The sequence below is a fragment of the Corallococcus sp. CA049B genome, from assembly GCF_003611685.1.
Lineage (GTDB): Bacteria > Myxococcota > Myxococcia > Myxococcales > Myxococcaceae > Corallococcus > Corallococcus coralloides.
In genome coordinates, this window is record NZ_RAWC01000144.1 from 1 (window position 1) to 22,132 (window position 22,132).

The 22,132-nt window shown below is 70.7% G+C and carries 17 protein-coding genes and 1 tRNA gene; 8 read left to right on the forward strand and 10 right to left on the reverse strand.

What is annotated here, in order from left to right:
* The 3 genes from D7W82_RS26425 to D7W82_RS26435 all read left to right on the forward strand — a co-directional run.
* A partial coding sequence (locus D7W82_RS26425; RefSeq protein ID WP_147439540.1) for an acyl-CoA dehydrogenase occupies positions 1–1,604 on the forward strand: 1,604 nt, incomplete at its 5' end.
* A gap of 1 nt (position 1,605) precedes the next feature.
* On the forward strand, positions 1,606–2,415 hold the full coding sequence (locus D7W82_RS26430) for a hypothetical protein (protein ID WP_120621006.1): 810 nt from the start codon (positions 1,606–1,608) through the stop codon (positions 2,413–2,415).
* Positions 2,416–2,508: 93 nt separating this feature from the next.
* On the forward strand, positions 2,509–3,285 hold the full coding sequence (locus D7W82_RS26435; RefSeq protein ID WP_233587942.1) for a hypothetical protein: 777 nt from the start codon (positions 2,509–2,511) through the stop codon (positions 3,283–3,285).
* Positions 3,286–3,404: 119 nt separating this feature from the next.
* Here D7W82_RS26435 and D7W82_RS26440 read toward each other — a convergent pair whose 3' ends face one another.
* Positions 3,405–5,621 carry a M4 family metallopeptidase gene (locus tag D7W82_RS26440; protein WP_120621008.1) on the reverse strand — a complete coding sequence of 739 codons (2,217 nt, stop codon included), beginning with the start codon at positions 5,619–5,621 and terminating at the stop codon, positions 3,405–3,407.
* 258 nt (positions 5,622–5,879) lie between these two features.
* Between D7W82_RS26440 and D7W82_RS26445 the strand changes: the two genes are divergently transcribed.
* The gene (locus D7W82_RS26445) at positions 5,880–7,076 is read left to right on the forward strand and encodes a DUF1615 domain-containing protein (RefSeq protein WP_120621009.1); all 1,197 of its coding nucleotides are present in this window, start codon (positions 5,880–5,882) and stop codon (positions 7,074–7,076) included.
* An 18-nt stretch (positions 7,077–7,094) separates the two neighbouring features.
* On the opposite strand, the gene D7W82_RS26450 is transcribed toward D7W82_RS26445, so the two are convergent.
* The 5 genes from D7W82_RS26450 to D7W82_RS26470 form a co-directional block, all read right to left on the reverse strand.
* Positions 7,095–8,711, reverse strand: a complete 1,617-nt coding sequence (locus D7W82_RS26450; RefSeq protein ID WP_147439541.1) for a fibronectin type III domain-containing protein — start codon at positions 8,709–8,711, stop codon at positions 7,095–7,097.
* Between the two features lie 162 nt (positions 8,712–8,873).
* Positions 8,874–10,364 (reverse strand): pitrilysin family protein, encoded by a 1,491-nt coding sequence (locus tag D7W82_RS26455; protein ID WP_233587943.1) that lies wholly within the window; start codon positions 10,362–10,364, stop codon positions 8,874–8,876.
* 35 nt (positions 10,365–10,399) lie between these two features.
* Positions 10,400–11,776 carry a pitrilysin family protein gene (locus D7W82_RS26460; protein WP_120621012.1) on the reverse strand — a complete coding sequence of 459 codons (1,377 nt, stop codon included), beginning with the start codon at positions 11,774–11,776 and terminating at the stop codon, positions 10,400–10,402.
* Between the two features lie 69 nt (positions 11,777–11,845).
* Positions 11,846–15,751 (reverse strand): DEAD/DEAH box helicase, encoded by a 3,906-nt coding sequence (locus D7W82_RS26465; RefSeq protein ID WP_233587944.1) that lies wholly within the window; start codon positions 15,749–15,751, stop codon positions 11,846–11,848.
* Positions 15,752–15,898: 147 nt separating this feature from the next.
* Positions 15,899–16,441 carry a hypothetical protein gene (locus tag D7W82_RS26470; RefSeq protein ID WP_120621014.1) on the reverse strand — a complete coding sequence of 181 codons (543 nt, stop codon included), beginning with the start codon at positions 16,439–16,441 and terminating at the stop codon, positions 15,899–15,901.
* Between the two features lie 254 nt (positions 16,442–16,695).
* Here D7W82_RS26470 and D7W82_RS26475 point away from each other — a divergent pair, with 254 nt between their 5' ends.
* The 3 genes from D7W82_RS26475 (at position 16,696) to D7W82_RS26480 (ending at position 18,141) form a co-directional block, all read left to right on the forward strand.
* Positions 16,696–17,118, forward strand: coding sequence for a hypothetical protein (locus D7W82_RS26475; RefSeq protein ID WP_120621015.1), 423 nt, complete (start codon positions 16,696–16,698; stop codon positions 17,116–17,118).
* 148 nt (positions 17,119–17,266) lie between these two features.
* Positions 17,267–17,608, forward strand: coding sequence for a helix-turn-helix transcriptional regulator (locus D7W82_RS40175; RefSeq protein WP_147439543.1), 342 nt, complete (start codon positions 17,267–17,269; stop codon positions 17,606–17,608).
* Positions 17,605–18,141, forward strand: coding sequence for a hypothetical protein (locus D7W82_RS26480; protein WP_120621016.1), 537 nt, complete (start codon positions 17,605–17,607; stop codon positions 18,139–18,141). The genes D7W82_RS40175 and D7W82_RS26480 overlap by 4 nt, the downstream gene beginning before the upstream one ends.
* Positions 18,142–18,201: 60 nt before the next feature.
* Here the strand turns inward: D7W82_RS26480 and D7W82_RS26485 are convergent.
* Together D7W82_RS26485 and D7W82_RS26490 are read right to left on the reverse strand one after the other, a co-directional pair.
* Positions 18,202–18,274, reverse strand: a tRNA-Phe gene (locus tag D7W82_RS26485).
* Between the two features lie 91 nt (positions 18,275–18,365).
* Positions 18,366–19,169, reverse strand: a complete 804-nt coding sequence (locus D7W82_RS26490) for a sigma-70 family RNA polymerase sigma factor (protein WP_120621017.1) — start codon at positions 19,167–19,169, stop codon at positions 18,366–18,368.
* 124 nt (positions 19,170–19,293) lie between these two features.
* Between D7W82_RS26490 and nhaR the strand changes: the two genes are divergently transcribed.
* Positions 19,294–20,193 (forward strand): transcriptional activator NhaR, encoded by a 900-nt coding sequence (gene nhaR / locus D7W82_RS26495; RefSeq protein WP_014393518.1) that lies wholly within the window; start codon positions 19,294–19,296, stop codon positions 20,191–20,193.
* A gap of 6 nt (positions 20,194–20,199) precedes the next feature.
* On the opposite strand, the gene D7W82_RS26500 is transcribed toward nhaR, so the two are convergent.
* Complete coding sequence (locus D7W82_RS26500) at positions 20,200–21,798, reverse strand: amidohydrolase (protein WP_120621018.1); 1,599 nt, start codon at positions 21,796–21,798, stop codon at positions 20,200–20,202.
* A gap of 11 nt (positions 21,799–21,809) precedes the next feature.
* Entirely contained in the window at positions 21,810–22,031 is a 222-nt protein-coding gene (locus D7W82_RS26505; RefSeq protein ID WP_120621019.1) for a hypothetical protein, read from the reverse strand.
* Positions 22,032–22,132: the final 101 nt, after the last annotated feature.

Here is a 22,132-nt window from a genome sequence, read left to right on the forward strand (position 1 = left end):
TCTTCGAACACGGCCGCGTGCGCGTCCATCCGGCCATGCGCTCGCTCTACGCCGGCATGGTCGACCTGGGCCTGCTCACCGCCACCCGCCCGCCCGACGTCGGCGGCCAGCAGCTCCCGCTCACCGTGCACGCCGTGGCCAGCGCCTACCTCATGGCCGCCAACCTGAGCGCCTACGGCTACCTGGGCCTCACGATTGGCGCCGCGCACCTGCTCGAAGTCTTCGGCACGCCCTTCCTGCGCGACACCTTCATGGCCCGGCTGTACCGCGGCGAGTGGACCGGCACCATGGCCCTCACCGAGCCACAGGCCGGCAGCAGCCTCGCGGACGTGAAGACGCGCGCCACGCCCGCGCCGGACGGCTCCTACCGCCTCCAGGGCTCCAAAATCTTCATCAGCGGCGGCGACCAGGACTTCACCGACAACGTCGTGCACCTCACCCTCGCCCGCATCGAGGGCGCGGAGGGCGGCACGCGCGGCGTGTCCCTCTTCGCCGTGCCCGCGAAGAGGCCCCAGGGGGACACCTTCGTCCCCAACGACGTCCAGGTGGCCGGCGTCATCCACAAGATTGGCTGGCGCGGCCTGCCCAGCCTCGTCCTCAACTTCGGCGAAGCCAATGACTGTCACGGTTGGCTCGTGGGCCAGCCCGGACGCGGGCTCGCGTGCATGTTCCAGATGATGAACGAGGCGCGCATCATGGTGGGCCTCAACGGCGTCTCCACCGCCGCCGTCGCCTACCAGGAGTCGCTCGCCTACGCGCGTGAGCGCCCCCAGGGCCGCCCCGCCGGCATCCGCGACACCACGCGCGCCCAGTCCCCCATCATCGAGCACGCGGACGTGCGGCGCATGCTGCTGCGCCAGAAGGCCATCGTGGAGGGCGGCCTCGCGCTCCTGCTCACCACCTCCACGCAGGCGGACCTCGCGCACCACGCCCCGGACGAAGCCACGCGCAAGCGCGCGCAGCTGCTTTTGGACCTGCTCACGCCCATCGCCAAGACGTTCCCCGCGGAGAAGGGTTTCGAAGCCAACGCGCTCGCGCTCCAGATTCACGGCGGCTACGGCTACTCCAGCGAGTACCTGCCGGAAGCGTGGCTGCGCGACCAGAAGCTCAACAGCATCCACGAGGGCACCACCGGCATCCAGGGCCTGGACCTGCTCGGGCGCAAGGCGGTGGCGGAGGGCGGCGCCGCGCTCCAGGCGCTCGACGAGGAGGTGCGGGCCACCACCGCCCGCGCCCGCGCCGCGGGAGCAGAGCCCGCGTGGAGTGAGGCCTTGGAGGACGCGCTCCAGCAGGCCGCGGCCCTCACGCTGGAGCTGGGCGCGCGCGGCATGGCGGGCGAAGTGGACGTGATGCTCCGCCACAGCACGGACTTCCTGGAGCTCTTCAGCGTGGTGGCCGTGGCGTGGCGCTGGCTCGCGCAGGCAGCCGCCGCGAAGGAGGGCCTCGCCCGCGCGCCCACGCCGGAGGACACCGCCTTCTACGAGGGCAAGCTCGCCGCCGCGCAGTACTGGTTCGCGGTGGAGGTGCCGCGAGTGCCGCTGCTCGCCCACCTGTGCCGCACGGGCGAGGACTCCTACGCGCGCATGCGTCCGGACTGGTTCTGACATGTCCGTCTCCTTCCACCTGTGCCAGCCCGGAAAGGGCGCCTCGTGCGGCGCCTGCTGCGGCCTCTACAACTTCCGCGACCACTCGCGCGCGGCGCTGACCCGCAGGCTCGCGACGCAGACCGAGCGGCTCTCCCGCACGCCCCACACGCCCGAGGCCTACGGCGAGGCCGCGCGCGAGCTCACCGCGAACCGGGACGCCCCCGCGCTCTTCCCCATCGTGCGGGTGTGTCCCCTGCTGGGCTTCCTGGACGCGGAGCACCAGCGCGTGGGCTGCCTGGGCCACCCGCTGGTGACGGGCGGCACGGACCTGCGCGACTGCGGCGTCTACCGCGCCACCCTCTGTGAGACGTTCACCTGTCCGTCCTTCGGCTGGCTCACCGACGCACAGGCGCGGCTGGTCCAGGCCGCGTGCGCGGACTGGTACCTGTACGGGCTGGTCATCACCGACGTGGAGTTCGTGCGCGGCTGCCTGAAGCTCCTCGAGTGGGAGCTGGGAGGCCCCGCGTCCCCGGACCTCCTGCGCGAGCGTCCCGAACCGCTCGCCGCCGTGCGCCGCCTCTTCGCCCTCAAGGAGACGGCGCCCGGCCGCGACGGGCAGGCCACCGTGTTCGGCCGCTTCATCCATGACACGGAAGGCGAACCCGCGCCGCGCTCGCTCGACTACGCGGCGCTGGGCACGCGCGCGGCCCCCGAGGACGACGTGGTGCTGTGCCTGGGCTACACGCCCTCGAATGCGACGGAGCTGCTCGACGCCAGGGCGCTGGTGCGCGAGCACGTGCGCGCCGTGGCCGCCACCTTCCCCGCGTAGCCTCCGCCATCCAGAAGCCAACACCCCGTCGCACGTCGGACGCTTGCAACGGCAGGGGGTCGTCCGCAGGTTCGCCTGCGGGAGGGTTGGCGGATGGGTGGACGTTGGATGTGGTTGGGGATGGTGGGGCTGTGCTCGCTCGCTTCCGGCTGTCGGGAGACGGACACCGAGGACACGGTGCCTGCGGCACCGGCGACGATGCGGACCCGAGACTCCGCGAGCGGCGGACTGATGGTGCCGGCCACGCCCGCGTTGGCGCAGACCACGGTGGACGGCGACCGCGTCCCCAGCGGCGACGCGCGGCCCACGTCGAACGCGCAGGTGCCTCCGGACACGGCGCCTCCTCCGCCCGGTGCCCGGCCGCTGCCAGGCCCCCGCGTCAACGAACCCGCCCAGGGCGCCACGGCGCAGGGCCCCACGAATGCTCCCACCCGGCCCCAGCAGGCCAACGCCCAACAGCAGTCCCAGCCCAACCGGGACGGCACGCCCGCCACGCAGGCGCCCGCCGAGGGCCGGGTGATGATTGGCGCCCAGGCCGTGCAGGCCAGCGACGACGAGGCCTGGTACGAGGGCGCGGCCAAGGCGGCGCAGGCGGCGGTGACGGACACCTCCGCCAACCGGCCGCTGGAGCAGGTCATCATCGCGTCCAGCACGGTGAGCGGCCGGGTGACGCGCGTGGGCAGGAACACCCTGCACGTGCGCGACGGTGAAGGCACCGTCTACGAGCTCCAGCTCGACCAGCGCAGCCGCGGCCTGCGTCAGGGGCAGCGCGTACCCCTCAAGGAACTCCAGGAGGGCACCCCGGTGCGCGCGCAGTTCGTGCTCATGGGCGGCCGCACCGTCGCGCGCGACGTGCAGGTGCGGCGCTAACCCGCGCTCCTTCCAACGCCTGAAACGACGACACCCGGGAAGCCATGAGGCTCCCCGGGTGCCTGTCTTCGTCCCGGGCTCCCTTCACGCGAAGGGAGCCGGGCTGGAAGCGGATGCGACTACCAGACGGCCTTGAGCGTCACGCCCGAGTAGGCCGAGTACCCGTTGATCTTCACGTAGTACTTGCCCGCGGTCGTCTTGGTGATGGTGCACGACTCCGCGTTGCCGGACTTGTACGGACGGCAGTCGTACGTGGAGGTCGTCGGCGAGGAGCCGAAGCGCACGTACAGGTCGCCGTCACCCGTGCCACCGGAGGTGCTGATGGTGACCGCCTTGTTCGCCGGCACGTCCACGGTGATCCACTCCTGGGTGAAGGAGCCGGAGGCGCCGGAGATGCCCGTCACCGGCACGTTGTTGTTCAGCACGTTGCCGCCGCCGGTGCCCGTGGTGAAGCTGCCCGTCAGCGTCACGCCGGAGTAGGTGGAGTAGGCGTTCAGCATCACGTAGTACGTGCCCGCCTGGATGTTGGTGATGGTGCACGTCTCCGCGTTGCCACCGGCGTACGGACGGCAGTCGTAGGTGGACGCGTCAGGCGCCGCACCGAAGCGCACGTACAGGTCCACGTCACCCGTGCCACCGGTCGTGGTGAACTTCAGGTTCGTGGCGCCCGCGGGGACGACCAGCGAGAAGTACTTCTTGTTGCCCGAGCTGTCGGACAGGCCCGTCACCGCCGTGCCGTTGGTCAGCGGGGTGGAGGTCGGGGGCGGAACCGTCACGCCCACGCCCACCGCTTCCCAGGCCGCCTTCACCGCGTCCTGCGTGGCCTGGTCGTAGCCCAGGTCCACCGCCGCCTGGATGGTCCAGGCCTTGGCCTGCACGTACGTCGTGCTCGCCGTGTAGAGGTCGGTGTTGGCCTTGTACCAGATGCGGCCGGCCTTCTCGACGCCGATGGCCGGCACGTTGATGGTGCTGCGGCCGCGCGGGTGCACGCCACCCTTGGAGAGCAGCGCGAACGCCAGGTTCGGGATGCCGGACGTGTAGTGCACGTCCTGGCCGTTGTAGTTCGGCGCCCAGTCGAGCGACGCGCCGTCCTTCGCCGGGTCGTCCATGTAGCGCAAGGCGTCGTTCGCCGTGCCCGGCGTCCAGACGTCCTCGCCCACCATCCAGATGTCCGCCGCGGTGCTCCACGTGCCAGAGGCCCAGCTCTCGCAGATGGCGCCGAAGGTGTCGGACATGGCCTCGTTGAGGCCGCCGGACTGGCCGGAGTACGTGAGGTTGGACTCGTACTCCGTCACCGCGTGGGTCAGCTCGTGGACCGTGACGTCCGCGTCCTTGCCCAGCTCGATGGAGTTCACGCCGTCGCCGTCGCCGTACACCATCTGGGTGCCGTCCCAGTAGGCGTTCACGTAGTTGCGGCTGTAGTGCACCGTGCTGATGAGCGCCGTGCCCGCGTTGTTCAGCGAGTCGCGGTTGAACAGCGTCTTGTAGCAGTTGTAGGTGTAGCCCAGCATGTCGTAGTTCGTGTCGACATGCGAGTCACCGATGGCCGCCTGGCCCTCGCTGCGCTTGAGCGTGCCCGGGGTGCTGGTGCCGTTGTTCGCGCTGTAGACCTTGCGGTTGAGCGCGGAGTGGATCTGCGGCGCGCGCAGCACGATGGAGCCGTCCTGGGCGCTCACGTACACGCGGTCGCGCAGCGGCATCAGGTTGTTCTCACCCGTCACCGTCACTTCGTACGCCAGGCGCAGCGCGCCTTCCTCGGTGCGCACGTACACCAGGCGGGGAGCACCCTGGGCCTCTAGGCCCGTGCCCACCGTCGCGCTCAGCGCCGCTTCCCGCGCGGACGTGGCCGCGATGCGCGGCAGCGCGGACACGCTCAGGCCGTCGCGCGCGGAACCGTTGGCGCGGAACACCGTGCCGTCCGGGCGCACGTGCACCACCAGCTCACCGCCGACCACTTCCAGGCCGTTCTTCGTCTGCGTGAAGCGCAGGTGCTGGTTGCCCTGCTCGTCGGTGTTCGACTTGCGCAACACCATGTCGTCCGCGTTCAGCCGGAACGCCGGGGCCACGCCCGCCAACGCCTGGCGGCTCGCGTCCAGCGTGTTCAGCGTCCGCTCCACCCGGCCCAGCTCGCCCCGGATGCTGTCCGGGATGCCGTCCGCGTGCACGCCCAGCACCTGGGCGCCACCGAGCGCGTTCAGCGTGCTCTGGATGTCCTCGCCCGACTTCTCCTGCTCAGGCGCCTGCACCTCTTCGCCCGAGGAGCCCTGCGTACCGCACGCCGTCAGAGCCACGCCCAACCAGGCCGCGCCAATCGTCTTCAACAGTCGATGAGCCAACGCGATACCTCCATGAAGAAACAGCGGGATGATACGTGACACACTTGAAATCATCAGAGCAACTTCTTTTTGGAGAAAGTACGTTTAGCCACTTTCCCCCGCCCTGCCGACCAAACCTGGAGAACCTGAATTGCCGTTCTGAAATTTTTCAACAGGATTGCAGCTCTTCACCGGCTCTCCCGAGGGAACGGACGTGCCTCCAGGATGTCTCAAAAAATGTTTCATGAGACGGGCGGAAGGATGCCTCAGGGGGCTGACATGACGCGGAGCGCCGGGCGCCGGTGGACCGGAGGGCTGTGCGTGGGGGTGCTGCTGGCGCTCACGGCCTGCGCGTCCCGAGCGCCGGTGGTGACCCAGGTGCCAGCGCCGCCCACGTTGTCGGTGGCGCAGGTGGCCCGGCTGCTGCCCGCGAAGGTGAAGGGGGCGGAGCGCGAGGGTTGGGCGGGCGACGTGCTGGCGGCGCTGGACGCGGAGGCGATTCCCGCCGCGGCGTCGGAGGTGTGTCAGGTGCTGGCCGTCATCGAACAGGAGTCCGGCTTCCAGGCGGACCCCGCGGTGCCGGGGCTGCCCAGGATGGTGCGTCAGAAGCTGGACAGCACCGCGGGACGGCTGGGCCCCGTGGGGCGGCGGCTCCTGGGGGACGTCCTCGCCGCGAAGCCGAAGGGGGCGAAGCGCACCTTCGGGGCGCGGCTGGACACCCTGCGCACCGAACGGGACCTGGACCGGCTCTTCCGGGACATGCTGGCGTACTACGAGCAGGAGTACCCGGCGGCGTACGCGGCCGCGGACCTGGCCAGCTCGCTGTTCGGTCCGTCCTCGTTCGCGGGGCAGAACCCCGTCACCACGGCCGGCTCCATGCAGGTCAGCGTGCGCTACGCGGTGGAGAAGGCGGGCCCGGACGCGGATCCGGTGGCGGTGCGCGAGTCGCTCTACACACGCGCGGGCGGCGTGCGCTACGGCACCGCCCGGCTCCTGGGCTTCGAGGCCGCGTACGACGCACCGCTCTACCGCTTCGCGGACTACAACAGCGGCGTCTACAGCTCGCGCAACGCCGCGCTCCAGGCGCAGGTCAGCCGGCTCACCGGCGTCGCCCTGGCGACCGACGGCGACCTCCAGCTGTATGACAAGGACGGTGAGCCGCGCGGCGAGGACAGCCAGAGCCTCAAGGCGCTGCTCCTCTTCCGTGAGCGCTACGCGCCGGACCTGAGCGAGCGCCGGGTGCGCCGGGACGTGAAGGAGGAGAAGACGGCGGACTTCGAGAAGACGGACACGTACCTGGCGGTGAAGCGCGTGTACGCGAACCGGATGGGGCAGGCGCCCGCCTACGCCCAGCTGCCCCAGGTGACGCTCAAGAGCGTGAAGCTGAGCGGCGAGCGCTCCACCGCGTGGTTCGCGAAGTCGGTGGACGCCCGCTACCAGCAGTGCATGGCCCGCCACCGCCAGCCTGCGCGGTAGCGGGCCGCCACAGCGGGACTACGGCGTGGTGATGACGGCGCTGAACGTTTCCGCGGTGATGATGGGCAGCAGCTCCCCGGTGACGTACGGAGAGCGCGAGGGCTCATAGTTCGGAGAGCCCTCCGCCCTCACCCGCACGTAGTAGGTCGACGCGGGCAGCAGCAGGCCTGGCGGCAGGCGGACATGCATCCGGTCACCGGGCACGTAGAAGCGCAGCGTCGGGTTGGCGCCGGGGCTGGCGGTCAACTGGATGACGGACACCACATAGTTCCGGGCCGTGCCCAGGACGGGAGGCCGCCAGGAGATGAGGGGCTGGTTGGTGCCCACCACGCGCGACACATAGGCGTCCACGCCGTCGATGCGCAGCTCCCGCGGCGGCGAGACGGGCGGCTGGATGGGACCGGCGATGAGGTGGTCCAGCCGGTCGGTGACGAAGATGCTGCCGCTGGGGTAGTGGTTCCGGTTCCCGATGACGACGGGCGTCGGGGACCGGAACGAATAGCCGGCGGAGCCCACCACGCCCCAGCTGGACGGATAGGGATTGCCGTAGGCCAGCCGGCTCGCGATGACGCCGTCCTCACCGCGCGGCAGCCACATGTTGAACAGCTCCCCCTGATAGCCCACCCAGCCGTGCTGGAAGCCGAACGGCGCGGGCACCAGCGACAACGAGGGATAGTTGAGCGTGCCGTTGGGGTTCGCGTCCGAGCGCCAGCGGGTGAACTGGTTCAGGCGCCACTCCAGGGAGAAGGGCGTCTGCCTCACGGGCTGCGACGTGGCCGCCAGCGGCAGCGGAGTGGTGCCGTCCGGCGTGAACGAGAACGACGGCAGGTGCGCGCTGCTCACCAGCGACTGGTACGCCAGGGTCCCGCCGCTCGGCAGCGTCCCGGCCTGCACGGAGTTGAGCTGGTTCACGTAGATGCGGTCGCCCTTCGACGCATCCAGGACGGGCGCCCCGTAGGCGGTGCTGAAGAACGCGGAGGAGTACGGGTCGACGATGGACGTGTCGCCGGCCTGGGCCCACACGTACAACGAGCTGTACAGGTCCACGTCCGCGCTGATGAGCTGCACGGAGCTGCCCGGCTCGGAGATGGACGAATAGTCCTGCCAGGGCTCCAGGTTGAAGAGCTCCACGGACACGGGGGAGTCGGTCTGCGGCAGATAGACCGCGTCCGGCCGGCCAATGCGGTTGACGCCCAGGTCGAAGTGGCGCTCGCGCGTGAGGAAGTAGCTCTGGCTCGAGCGCAGGAAGTACTCACCCTCCGGAACGTTGTCGAAGCGCATGCCCCCCGCCACCGGAGTGCCGGTGTACCGGTCGAAGGAGATGCCCTTGGGGACGAGGATCTCCAGGTCTCGCCCGGCCAGGTTCTGGGGCACCACCGTCACCCCGGCGCTGGAGTGGAAGCGCGTGTCCGCCGTCACCAGCACGGACGTGCCCGCGTCCACCGGACCGGAGCCCGCATCGGGCTCACCACAGCCGGGCAGCATGTCCTCGTTGACGATGACCGCGGTCCCCTCGCGGGGGTCCATGGCGATTCCGGGAGGGTTCACCTCCTCGGAGGAAGGCGCCGCCTCTCCGCAGCCCAGCCAGGCCGCGCAGGTGGGGACGAGCAACAAAGACAGACGTCGCAAGGACATGGAGGACCCTTCGTGACAAGCAGTGGGCAATGATTGTCCGGTCCCGGCCCCGACCAGACACCGCCTGCTATACGTGAAGGGTCTGACTTGCTGGATATTTAATTTTTGATGGGTAATTCCGGTGGGCGCACTTCAAGACTTGCGCCCACCTCCGTCTGACATTTATCGGCCCGGCGCCGCCGGCGGGGCGAAGCGCTTGTCGGAGATCTTCATCTCCGTGACGGGCCCGTACTTGCGGGCCACGTCGCGCAGGGCCTCCGCCTTGCCAATGAGGACGAACGTCAGGTCCTCCTGGGCGGGCAGGACGCGCTGGAGCACGGTGTGGACGCTGCCACGGGTGGAGGCGGACACGGCGTCCGCGAACCCGTTCACGTCCTGCGCGTCCAGCCCGTAGAAGGCCAGCTCCGACAGCTTCATGGCCAGCTGCTCCCCGGTCTCCAGCGTCGGCGGGAACTGCCCCAGCACGTAGGCCTTGGCGGAGGCGAGCATGGCGTCATCCATGCCGTCCTGGCGGTAGCGCGCGAGCACATCCAGCGCCAGGTCGATGGCACGGCCCGTGGAAGCCGTCTGGGTATAGGACGTGAGGACGACGGTGCCGGGCTGGAGGGCCGTGGCCAGCGAGGAGCGCGCACCGTAGGTGAGGCCGGTCTTCACGCGCAGCTCGGTGTTGAGCAGTGAGGTGAAGCGGCCGCCCAGCACGGTGTTGCCCAGCTCCGCCACGACGCGGTCCGGGTCGGTGCGGCGGATGCCCGTGTTGCCGATGGCGAAGTAGGTCTGGGTGGCGTCGGGCTTGTCCACCAGCAGCACGTGACGGCCCTTCGTGGGCGCGGTGGGCGGCACCGCGGCGAACGACTGCGCCGCCGGGGCCCATCCGCCCAGCGCGGCCTCCAGCTTCGCGGCCAGCTGCTTCGCGTCGAAGTCGCCCACGACGGAGAGGATGAGCCGGTCTCCGCCCAGGTTCGCCTTCGCCCAGCCGAGCACGTCGCTCCGGCTGATGCCCGGCAGCGACGCCTCACTGCCCACCGCGGAGCCGCCGTACGGGTGCGAGGGGAAGTGGAAGGCGTTGAAGTACACGCCGATGAGCGCGCGCGGGTCGCCGTCCTTGGCGGAGGCAATCTCCGACACGCGCAGCGCGCGGGCCTTCTCCAGCTCCTGCGCGTCGAAGCGGGGGCGCACGAGCATGTCCGACAGCAGCTCCACCATCAGCGCGGTGTCGCGGGACTGGAAGCTGCCATTGAGGACGAGCGCCTCGCGTCCGGGAATGATCTCCAGCTCGCCGCCCACGCCGTCCACGGCGTCGGCGAACTGCTGGGCGTTGCGGGAGCCCGCGCCCTTCTGGAGCAGCTTGGCGGTGAGCGCGGCCAGGCCCTCCTTGCCGGCGGGGTCGGTGACGGCGCCGCCCTTGAGCCACGCGCTGAAGGACACCAGCGGCAGCTCGTGCTTCTCCACGAGGAGCAACCGCACGCCGTTCTTCAGCGTGACGGAGGTCGTCTCCGGCAGCGTCACGCCCTTCGTGGACAGCGGGACCGCGGGCGCGGGCGTGGACGGTGCCTCCGGCGCCGGGGGCGGCGTGGGCGCGGCGGTGGGCGCGGGCGCCGGCGTGGTCGCGCACGCGGAGGTGAACAGCAACGCGGCGAGGGCGGAGCGCATCATGGGGGGACCCGGGAAACGAAGGCGGAAGGGAGCACTCATCGCGCGGCCTCCTTGCTGGCCGGGGCAGCGGGAGCCGTGGTGGGGACGAGCCAGCCCACGGTGCGGTGGTCGGGGTTGAGGATGCGGGCGGCCAGCGCCTTCACGCCGTCGCGGGTGACCTGCTCGTAGCGCGCGGGCGCCTCGAACAGGGCCTTCCAGTCTCCGCGGAAGGTGGCGGCGTTGCCCAGCTCGCGGGCGCGGCCGCTGTTGGTCTCCAGCTTGCGCCAGAAGGTGGACAGGGCCACGTTGCGCGCCTTGCGCAGCTCCGCGTCGGTGACGCCGTCCTTCACCACGCGGGCCAGCTCCGCGTTGAGCAGCGCCTCGGTCTTCGCCAGGTCACCGCCCGGCGGCAGGTCCACGGCGAACCAGACGAGCGACGGGTCGAAGCCCCCGGCGGTGGTGCTCCGGACGCGGATGGCCACGCGCGCCTCGTCCACCAGCTTGCGGTGCAGGCGCGACGAGTCCCCGTGCGTGAGGATGAGGCCCAACAGCTCCAGCGTCTCCATGTCCGGGTCGTTGGCGGCGAGGCCGTGGTAGGCGACCTGGAGCAGCGGGGACTGCGCCAGCTTCTTCACGACGATGCGCCGCTCGCCCTGCTGTTCGGGCTCCTTCGTGCGCACGGGCTCCGGCGCGGGCTGCGAGGGGATGGTGCCCAGCGTGGCCTCCACCTGCTCGAAGACGCGGGCCGGATCCAGGTCACCCGCGAGGACGAGCGTGGCGTTGTTGGGGGCGTAGTACGTCTTGAAGTAGCGCTGGAGGTCCTCCATGCGCCAGGACTCGATGTCGGACGGCCAGCCGATGACGGGAATCTGGTACGGGTGCGCGACGAAGGCGGTGGCCTGCAGCTGCTCCTGGAGCGCGCCGTTGTTGTCATTGTCCACGCCCGAGCGGCGCTCGGAGTAGACGACGCCGCGCTCGGACTCGATGACCTTGGGGTCGAAGGAGAGCGACTGGAGCCGGTCCTGCTCCAGGTCCAGGATGAGGGGCAGCGCGGAGGCCGGGAACCAGTCCAGGTAGACGGTGACGTCCTCGGAGGTGAAGGCGTTGTTGGAGCCGCCGTTGGCCTCCATGACGCGGTCGAACTCACCGGGGCCGTACTTCTTCGCGCCGTTGAACATCATGTGCTCGAAGAAGTGGGACAGGCCGGTGATGCCGGGGCGCTCGTTGCGGCTGCCCACGCGGAACCAGTTGGCGAGCGCCACGTTGGGGATGTCGTGGTCCGGCCACACGATGACGGTGAGCCCGTTCTTCAGCGTGCGGGCCTGGATGTCCGAGCCTGGCTTCGCGGAGGGCTCGGAGACGGCCTGGGCCCCGGCCTGGGGCGCACCCAGGAGGGCCAGACAGGCGAACCACGACAACGGCGGACGGAACATCCTTGCTCCTGGCGAGGGACCACTGCGGCGCCCGGGAACGGGCGAAGGCGCACCCTATTCCAGATGGGCTCAATCCTCGCGGATTCCACCAAAGCGCAGCAGCCCCAGGAGCTGCGCGGGGGACAGGGCGGCGGCGCCGTCCGCCTCCGACAGCAGGCTGTCCGCCAGGTCCCGCTTCTCCGCGTGGAGGGCGAGGATGGCCTCCTCGATGGTGCCCTCCGACACGAACCGCGACACGGTGACGGGGCGCGTCTGCCCGATGCGGTGGGCCCGGTCGGAGGCCTGGTCCTCCACCGCGGGGTTCCACCATGGATCCAGGTGGAGGACATGGTCGGCGCCGGTGAGGTTGAGGCCGGTGCCGCCCGCCTTGAGCGAGATGAGGAAGAGCGCGCCCTCCCCTCGCTGGAAGGCCTCCACGCGCGCCTGCCGCTCCGCCGCGGGCGTCCGCCCGTCCAGGTACTGGAACGAGATGCCCCGGGCCTCCAGCGCGTCGCGCACCAGCGCCAGATGGCGCACGAACTGGCTGAAGACGAGCGCGCGGCCCCCTTCCGCCAGCAGCTCGTCCACCCGCTCCAGCACGCGCTCCAGCTTGGAGGAGGACAGCCCCGTGTCCGGATCCACCAGGCGGGGATGACAGGCGGCCAATCGCAGCCGGGTGAGCGCGGCCAGCATCTCGAAGCGCTGGTCCCCGCCAGGAGTCCCCTCGCCCAGGCGGGCCAGGGCCGCGAGCCGCACGTCGTCGTACACGCGCCGCTCGGCGTCCGACAGGGTCACGGGCACCACGGTCTCCACGCGCGGGGGCAGCTCGCGCGCCACCTGGGCCTTGGTGCGGCGCAGGAGGAAGGGCCGCACCAGCCGGGCCAGGGACGCGCGCGCGTCCGCGTTCCGGTCCCGCTCGATGGGGATGGCGAACCGCGCATGGAAGGACTCACGCCCGCCCAGCAGACCGGGGAAGAGCAGGTGGAAGAGGCTCCACAGCTCGGACAGGCGGTTCTCCACGGGTGTGCCGGTGAGGGCCACGCGGGCCTCGGCCTTCACGCCGCGCAGCGCGCGGGCCCGGGCCGTGTCCGGGTTCTTCACCGCCTGCGCTTCATCCACCACCAGCGTGGCGAACGTCACGTCCGCGAGCTTCGCCGCATCCCGCGTCAGGAGCCCGTAGCTGATGATCAGCACGTCGCGGGGCCCCAGCCGGGCCGGAAGGGAGTCCCGGTCCGCGTCCTGCCAGACGTGCACGCGAAGGGACGGCGCGAAGCGGTCGGCCTCGCGCATCCAGTTGCCGCGCAGGGACGTGGGCGCCACCACCAGCGCGGGCCCCATCGCCGCGCGGGACAGCAGCAGGGCCAGCGCCTGGACCGTCTTGCCCAATCCCATGTCATCCGCGAGGCACGCGCCCGCGCCCCATGAGGTCAGCCGCGCAAGCCACACGAAGCCCTCGCGCTGGTAGTCGCGCAGCTCCGCCTTCAGGCTCCGGGGCACGCGCACCGCGCGCGCGTGGGCATCACGGATGCGCTTCGCCAGCTGGCGCCAGTCCGGAGGCGCCTGGACTCGCGCGCCCGCCTTCTCCAGTGTGTCGAGCGCGGGCGCCGCCGCGGCGCTCACCTCCAGTCCCTTGCGTCCCGGGTGCGCCACGTCCGCGAGCGGGGTCAGCTGCTCGCGCAGCGCCTCCGTCAGGCGCATCCAGCGCCCCTTCCCCAGCGGGACGTAGCGCTGGCGGCGGCGCACGGCGTCCAGCAGGACCGCCAGCTCCACGCGTGTGCCGTCCAGCTCCACGCCCCCCTTCGCGCCGAACCAGTCGTGCTCCCGCAGGACCTGGACCCGCACGTTCGCGGTCTCCACGCGCGTCACCCTCCACGGTTGCTCCGCCCACTCCACGCGCACCGAGGGGCCCGCGAGCGGCTCCAGCGCCTCCAGGAACTGGAGCGCGTCCTCCGCGGTGTCGCGCGTGAAGTGATACACCCCGGCCGGCAATGACAGACGTGCGAGGAGCGCGTCCGCCTCCTTCCGCTCCGCCTCCAGGTCGCGCCGGACCATGACGCGCTCCTTGCCGCGCAGGCCTCGGAGCGCGGGAGCGCCCTCGCCCACGGGCTGGGGGGGCGCCTCCGGCAGGGGCCTGACGAGGAGCGAGACCTCCAGCGCGGAGTCCTCCACCGCGCGCAGCCGCGCCAGCAGGCCCGGGCTGGCCTCCACGAGGCGGGGCTCCAGGGACGGGGGCAGCGCCACGGGAAAAGCCGCCTCCAGCGCGGAGAGGTGCCCCAGCAATGCCTCGCGCTGGCTCTCGGACACGTAGGCGCCGTGGCGCGCCAGGGACTCAAGCAGGGGGACCGCGCCAGGGGGAACGGACACCAGGGTGACGCTCGGCTCGCCGGGCTCCACCAGCAGCCAGGGCTGGGGCGCCTGGGGCCCATCGGGAGGCGGCGTCAGGGCCTCCGCGGCCACGGGGCGTCCGTCCACCGCCGGCCGCAGGCGCAGGGACTTTGCGTCCTCTTCCAGGGCGAAGCCCAGCGGCGCTTCTCGCACCCGCACGACCGCGTCCGGAGCCCCGGCCAGGCGGAGGCGGGGGCTGTGCGCGAGCGAGCGCAGGGCCTGGAGCAGCAGCGTGTAGGGCGCGGCCGCATCGAAGCCTGCCCCCAGGTACATGCCATTCCTGCCCATTCGCTCTTCCGTGTCGAGGAGCGACCAGGCATGGCGTTCATCCGGCTCCTGAATCGTCCGGAGCGCCTTGTCGCGGTCGTACCAGGTGACGGCGCGCCCCTGCGAAAGGCCGCCCTTCTTCGCGGGCACGTGCAGGTAGGGCCGCAGCCGCCAGCCGCGCGACGGCTCGGGCTCCAGCCGGAAGGTGACGAAGTCCCCGGTCGAGGGAGCGGCGTGAAGCGCCCGGTCCAGGAGCGACGCCTCCAGCGTGGACAGCAGCTCACGGCCCGGCGCTTCGAACAGCCCCTCCGACAGTTTCGCGGCGCGCGAGGCCTGCTGCGGCAGCACCAGGAGCGCCAGCGCCGCGTCCACCGCGGTCAAGGCGTGGACGCAGGAAGCCTCCGCCGCATGGGGGGAGCACGGACAGGACAGTCCGGGACGTCCCTCCATCAGGGCGCGAGGGTCGAGCACCACGTGCCCCCCGTCCTCCCCGGACGCGCGCGGCCCCGGGGGCGTCCACGCCGCCAGCTCCGGCTCCGTCACGAGCAGCCGCAGGGGGCGCTCCTGGAGGGTGACCGTGGGTGATGGCGACAGCAGCCGGGGCATGGCCTGGGTGCGGATCCGCGCGCGGGCCCGCGTCAGCGCATCCCTCAGCGGCGCGAGGCGGTCATCCGTCAGCGGCGGCAAGGGCTTCGCGGAGGCTTCACGGGCCAGTCCCCGCGAGACGCATCCTGCCTCGTCACGCACCCAGTGCCAGGCGGCCTCCACGAGGACGGCCTTGCTGGCGTCATTCAAGCGCCCCAGCTTCGAGGTGCCCTCCAGCGCATCCACCACCGTGGCCTTGCGCAGCACGGGGAGCCAGCGTCGGGTGAAGGGCCCGGGCAACAGGGGCGCCAGCACCGCCACGGGCACCGTGCGGGCACGCTCGGCGTGGTGCTCCACGAGCCAGGCCTGGACTGCGTCGGGCGTGGCGGGCCGTGAAGGGGCCTTCGCGAGGCGCGGGGAGGCGGGCTGCGTGGGTCGAGCGCGGGGCGCGCGCTTTCGCCCATGGGGAGCGGAGGCGCGGATCCACGCAAGCCCGACCGCGATCGCGTGCGCGCAGACCCCTTGGTTCCAGTACCTGCCGCATTCACACCCCAGCAGCAGCTCTTCGGAATCAGGTTCCGCGGTGATGGTCGCGTTGAACGTGTGCACGCGCCCTTCGGTGACGGTTCCCTGGAGGCGGCCCAGCGAAGGCGGACTCACGTCCACCGCCCTCCGGGCGAGCAACCGCCGGGCTTGCTCGAGTACCTGCTCACCGGCCACCTCGCGGAGGTGGTCCACCGTGAGGCGCTGCTCGAGCAAGGCTTCTCGTGCGGAAGAGGAAGGCGAGGGCATCGAGCTGGAAAGCTACCCATGGGGTAGCCTCCCAGCGAGCCCTGAGTTCAAGTCGTCACCACGAAGCCGCCGCGGCCAGACACCTGGCGGCCCGGCGAGCGCTCCCACCGGACGCTATGCGCCCAGCACCTGCCGGAGCACGGCCTGGAAGTAGTTCGTGCTGCCGATGTGGCCCGAGTGCAGCTTGGCGGACTGGTGGAGGCGCTGGGCCACGGCCTCGAACTCCGCCTGGCTGACGTCGCGCAGGGACAGGTACAGGCGGGCGGCGGCGCGCAGGTAGGAGAAGAGCGGGTTCTTGTGGTGGCCGTCCGGCCGGCGCGCGAGGTGCCGGTAGAGCTGGGAGAACTCCTGGTCGACCTCCGCGTGGCGGGTGTCGCGGCAGAAGCCGGCGGCGGTGGCCTCGATGAGGAAGAAGAACGGCTCGTACTCGGGGAAGGGAGGCCGGTTGAAGTCCGGGGGCTGCTTGTCGCCGGTCCACAGCGCGGAGATGGGCTGCAGGCGCACGTGGGCGGTGACGTCACCGAAGCGCACGGGCACCTCGTCGCCCACGGGCTTCACCTGGCCCTGTTCGTCCCGTTCCACGGGGATGAACAGGCGCATGGGGTCCTCCACCTTCACGCCCGCCTTCTCCAGCTCCGCCACCACGTTCGCGTCCATTGCGTTGATGTTCCTCCGGGACACCCATCTACCGCGTCACGCCCGGATGTGCACCCGGGACCCTCCCGTATTCCCAACCTGCCCCACAGGCCCCCCGTACCAGGAGTGCCGTTGACAGCGCGGAGGCGAAGGCCTCGAATGGACCACAGTCCTCCCAGAGGTGACACATGTCACAACGCATCCCCTCGATACTCATGCTGTGTTTGGCGGCTGGTAGTCTTTTCACGGGGTGCGGCGGAGGCGGTCTGGAAGCGGTGAGCACCTCCGAGTGCTCCACGGGCATGAAGTGGACGGGCGGCGACAGCGGCAACGCCCTCATGCATCCCGGTGGCAACTGCATCCAATGCCATACAGACCGGGGCGAGGGGCCGAAGTTCGTGGTGGCGGGGACCGTCCAGGCCACCGCGCACGAGGCGGACGACTGCGCGGGCCTCGAGGGCGCCCAGGTCGTCATCACTGACGCCAAACAGAAGGCCTACACCCTGACGGCCAATGCCTCCGGCAACTTCTTCCTCAAGGCCGAAGACGCGAAGGACTTCGCGCTCCCCTACACCGCCCGCGTCACCCACGGCGGCACCCAGTGGGCCATGAACAGCGCGCAGGGCACCGGGGCCTGCGGCTCCTGCCACACCGTGGCCGGCGCCAATGGCGCCCCCGGGCGCATCAGCCCTCCGTAACGGCGCCGCCCGCCAGCGCGGACAAAAGAAAAAGGGCGCCGGACCGGAGTCCGACGCCCTTCGCATCGGTGCGATCAAGGGCGCAATCGAACCATCGATTCGCCAAGCCTCTTGGCGATATGGCCAATAATCCTGGTAGATTCATCGGGTGCTCGAAGAAGGTTCTCGGCTCTTTGGTACTCCGACCCGGACGGCGGTACTCGTGGCCATCCGTCTACTCGAAGGGACCTATCCCAGTGAGCTGGCAGCGCTGCTCGGCGTCCGTCCGTTCACCATCCAGTCCATTCTGACATCGCTCGAAAGTGAAGCGATCATTGTCAGTCGGCTGATGGGGCGCACGCGTACGGTTTCCCTGAACCCCCGCTATTTCGCGCACGCGGAGCTCAGCGCGCTGCTTTGGAAACTTGGCGAGAACGACACAGCTCTCCAGAGCAAGCTCGCCGCGCGACGGCGCCGTCCCCGCCGCGCTGGCAAGCCGGGACTCTTGTGATCAGCCCCACTTCGTCGCTCACCGATATCGCCTTCGCCGTGTGCACGGCGCTGGAGCGCAACGGATTCCAGGCAGTGCTCACGGGTGGAAGCGCGGCGACCTACTACGCGCCAGACGCATATCAATCTGGAGACCTCGACTTCGTCATTACAGTCAAGGGAACAGGAGGCGAAGCGGCGTTGGCTGCGCTTGGCTTCATCCGGAAAGGCGACTTCTACCGTCACCCACGCTCGCACTTCCTTTTGGAGTTTCCGAGCGGCCCACTGGCAGTGGGTGACGACCTGATCAGGAGCTGGAGCACGGCGCGTCGTGACGACGAGGTGCTGCACGTCCTGTCACCGACCGACTCCTGCCGGGACCGACTCGCGTCCTTTCTCTTCTGGAACGACTTCAGCGGCTTGGAGCAGGCCCTTGCTGTCTTCCAAGCCCGGAGCAAGGAAGTGGACCTGAACGTCATCGAGGACTGGTGCCGGCGCGAGCGCCACAGCCAGAAGTTCGGCCTGTTCGCGTCACGCATCCGCGCCGCGAAGTAGGCGCAAAAACAAAGGGCGCCGGACCGGAGTCCGACGCCCTTCAGATTCTTCTGACTGGTGTGCCCAAGGGCGGAATCGAACCACCGACACGGGGATTTTCAGTCCCCTGCTCTACCGACTGAGCTACTTGGGCGAACCGCGCACCGCGAGCGGCAGCGCCGATTTACGGTTACTGGCCCGCGACGTCAACCCCTTTTCCGCCACCCCTCCTCCTCGCCCGACACTCAGGCCGCCAGCCGGGGCGCTTCGCCGTCCCAGGCCGTGCATCCCGCCGTCAGCCGCTGGCGCAGCTTCTGGCGCAGCCCCTGCTCGATCTGCCGGATGCGCACCGCCGTCACCCCGAAGCGCTTCGCCAGGAACTCCGCGCTCACCCCGTCCTCCACCAGCATCCGCTCCTTCACCAGCGCCCGCTCCCTCGCGTCCAGCTCCGGCCAGGCCGCCGCCACGCTCTGGTGCAGCTTCTCCGCCCAGGCCCCCCGGTCCGCCTGCTCCTCCGCCGAGTCCTCGTCCGACTCCAGCATGTCCAGCCGCGTCACGTCCCCCTCCAGGCCCAGGGGCGCGTTCAGGGACACGTCCTTCGCCAGCGCGTCCGTGCCCCGCACCACGTCCTCCTCCTTCTTGCCCAGCGCCTCGGCCAGCCGCTTCGTCACCTCCGGGTGGCCCTCGCCCCAGCGGGCCTCCAGCCGCGCCCGCTCGCGGCGGAGCTGGAAGACGATCCACGGCGCGCGGCCCCCCGCCACACTCCAGGTGCGGGACACGTACGCCCGGATGCGCGCGCGGATCCACTGCTGCGCGTAGGCGCCGAACGGCACGCCCCGCTCCTCGAACCGGCGCGCCGCCTCCACCAGGCCGACGTTGCCCTCCGCCATCAGCTCCTCCAACGACAGGCCCGTCCAGCGGTACTTCCAGGCCAGCCGGCGGACCAGCTCCAGGTGCCCCCGCACCCGCATCTCCACTTCCGCCGAGTCCACCTCGGTCGTCTCCACACCCTCCGCCGTGGACTCGAGCTCCTCGTAGATGGCATCCATGACGCGTACCTCCCCAAGCAGTCCCCCGCGCACCCATCGCGCGGTGACGGACGTAGAAATAAGCGGAGGCGACACTTAAGAAAATGAGCTAGTTTGGATGAAAACCTTCGGTTATTCCTAAGTCATGGCGTGGCTCAACTACCACCATCTCCTGTATTTCTGGACGGTTGCGCGGGCGGGCAGCATCGCCAAGGCGAGTGAAGAGCTGCACCTCGCCCAGCCCACCATCAGCGCGCAGATCAAGCTGCTGGAGGAGTCGCTGGGCCACCAGCTCTTCGAGCGCAAGGGCCGCAAGCTCGTCCTGTCCGACGTGGGCCGCACCGTCATGCGCTACGCGGACGAAATCTTCCGCCTGGGCAACGAGCTGAAGAACGTCGTCTCCGGCCTGCCCACCGGCCAGCAGCTGCGCCTCAACGTGGGCGTGCTCGACGTCATCCCCAAGCTCGTCGCCGAGCAGTTGCTCAAGCCCGCGCTGGATGCCGGCCCCTCGCTGCGCATCATCTGCCGCGAGAGCCCCCTGCCCCAATTGCTCGCACAGCTGGCGCTGCATGAGCTGGACGTGGTGCTCGCGGACGCGCCCGGCTCGGAGCCCGTCAGCGTCCGGTCCTTCAACCACCTGCTGGGCAAGTGCGGCGTGACGTTCTTCGCCGCCCAACCGCTCGCGCACCTGCGCAAGGACTTCCCGCGCTCGCTCGACGGCGCTCCCATGCTGCTGCCGTCGGAGGAGTCGTCGGTGCGCCGCTCGCTGGACCTATGGTTCGAGCGGCTCGGCATCCGGCCGCTCATCGCCGGTGACTTCGACGACAGCGCGCTGCTCCAGGCCTTCGGTCAGAAGGGGCACGGCATCTTCGCCATGCCCTCCATCATCGACGCGGAGGTGCAGCGGCAGTTCAACGTCACCGCCATCGGGCACACCGACGAAATCGAGCAGTGCTTCTACGCCATCACCGTGGAGCGCCGCCTGCGCCACCCCGCCGTCGTCGCCATCGCCGAAGCAGCGCGCTCGCACATCTTCGGCGGGTGAGCCGCGTCACCCGGTTGCGCGGAACACCTCCGCGCCCGCCACCACCGTGGCCAGCACGCGCGCGTCCACCAGCGCTGACGCGGGCCCCTCCAGCGGATCCTCCGACAGCGCGACGAAGTCCGCGTCCAGGCCGGGCTTCAGCCTTCCGCGCCGCGCCTCCTCGAAGGACGCCCACGCGGGCCCCACCGTGAAGCCCTCCAGCGCCTCCGCCGCGCTCAGGCGCTCCTCGGGATACCAGCCGCCCTCCGGCCAGCCCTTCGCGTCCTGCCGCGTGCGCGCCGCGTAGAGCCCCGCGAGCACGTCCGGGTTCTCGATGGGGAAGTCACTGCCCAGCGCCAGGTGCGCGCCCGCGTCCTTCAGCGTGCGCCAGGCGTAGGCGCCCTTGAGCCGCTCAGGCCCCAGCCGCGTCCGTGCCCAGGGCATGTCGCTGGTGGCGTGCGTGGGCTGCACGCTGGCCACCAGGCCCGCCGCGCCCAATCTCCGGATGTCCTCCAGCCGGAGAATCTGCGCGTGCTCCACCCGGTGACGCAGGGCCTGCGTGCCCGTCCGCTCCGCGCCTCGCAGGAGGACGTCCACGACCAATGTATTGGCACGGTCTCCAATGGCGTGGATGCACACCTGGAAGCCCCGGGCCATGAAGGCCTGGGCACGCGCTTCAAGCTCCTCGGGGGAGAGGAGCAGCAGGCCGCGCTGACCGGGCTCGTCGCTGTAGTCGTCGTGCAGCGCCGCGCCCCGGCTCCCCAGCGCTCCATCCGCCAGGAACTTCACCGAACGCATGGACAGGTGACGCCCCTGCCACGGCCCCTGCTCCAGGTAGGCGTGACGCTGCTCCCCCTGCCCCGCCGCCATCGCGTACACGCGCAGGGGCAAGGTCCCCGCGGCGTCCCACGCCTGCAACGTGCGGAAGGCATGGAGGTCCATGCCCGCGTCGTGCACGCCCGTGAGCCCGACCTGCGCGCACCGCTCCAGCGCGGCTCGCAACCGGGTCTCCAATTGCTCGCGCGTGGGCGCGGGAATGGCGGCCTCCACCACGTCCATCGCGTTGTCCACGAGGACGCCGGTGGGCTCGCCGTTCGCGTCCTTGAGGATGCGGCCCCCTGGCGGATCCGGCGTGTCCCGCGTGATGCCCGCGCGGCGCAACGCCTCGCCGTTCACCCAGGCCGCGTGATGATCCACCCGCATGAGGAACACCGGCGTCGTGGGGAAGCGCGCATCCAGGTCGCGGCGTCCAGGGAACGCGGCGCCGGGCCACTCGTTCTGGTCCCACCCCTTGCCGAGCAACCAGTCCCCCTGGAAGCTCGACGCGGGCGCCTTCGCCAGACGCTGGAGGACGACCTCCACCGAGGGCGCCCTCTCCAGGCGCACCGTGGTCAGGCTCTTCCCCAGGCCATGGATGTGCGCGTGCGCGTCCACCAGGCCGGGCACCACCGTGGCGCGGCCCAGGTCCACTTCGCGCGCTTCAGGCCCCGCGGCTGCGCGCGCTTCCGCGAGCGTCCCCACCGCGAGCAACCTTCCGTCACGCACCGCCAATGCTTCCGCGCGCGGACGCTCCGCATCGAGCGTCCACACGCGCTCCGCCCTGTAGACCGTGGTCTCCGCCGTCATGGCGCGGAAGCCTACCCGCCGCCCTCGGGGATGCCACCGTCCACGTCTGGCGCATTGATGGGGCCCGCGGGACCGGCCGGTTCGTTGGGCACGTTCTGGATGGGCTCGCGGACCGTGTCCGGACCTTGGATGGGCCGCTGGTCCTCCGTCCCCGGGGGCTGGGTGGTCTTGCAAGCCACCGCTCCAACAGCGGACAGGCCCAGAGCAGCGATGAGCAACACGGCACGGCGCATGAAACCTCCTGGGAGAAGAGCGAGAGGCTGACCCTAAGGAGGTGCGTCCTCCTCCAGCAACGCGCATCCCCAGCAACGTCCAGGACTGGATTCACAAGCGA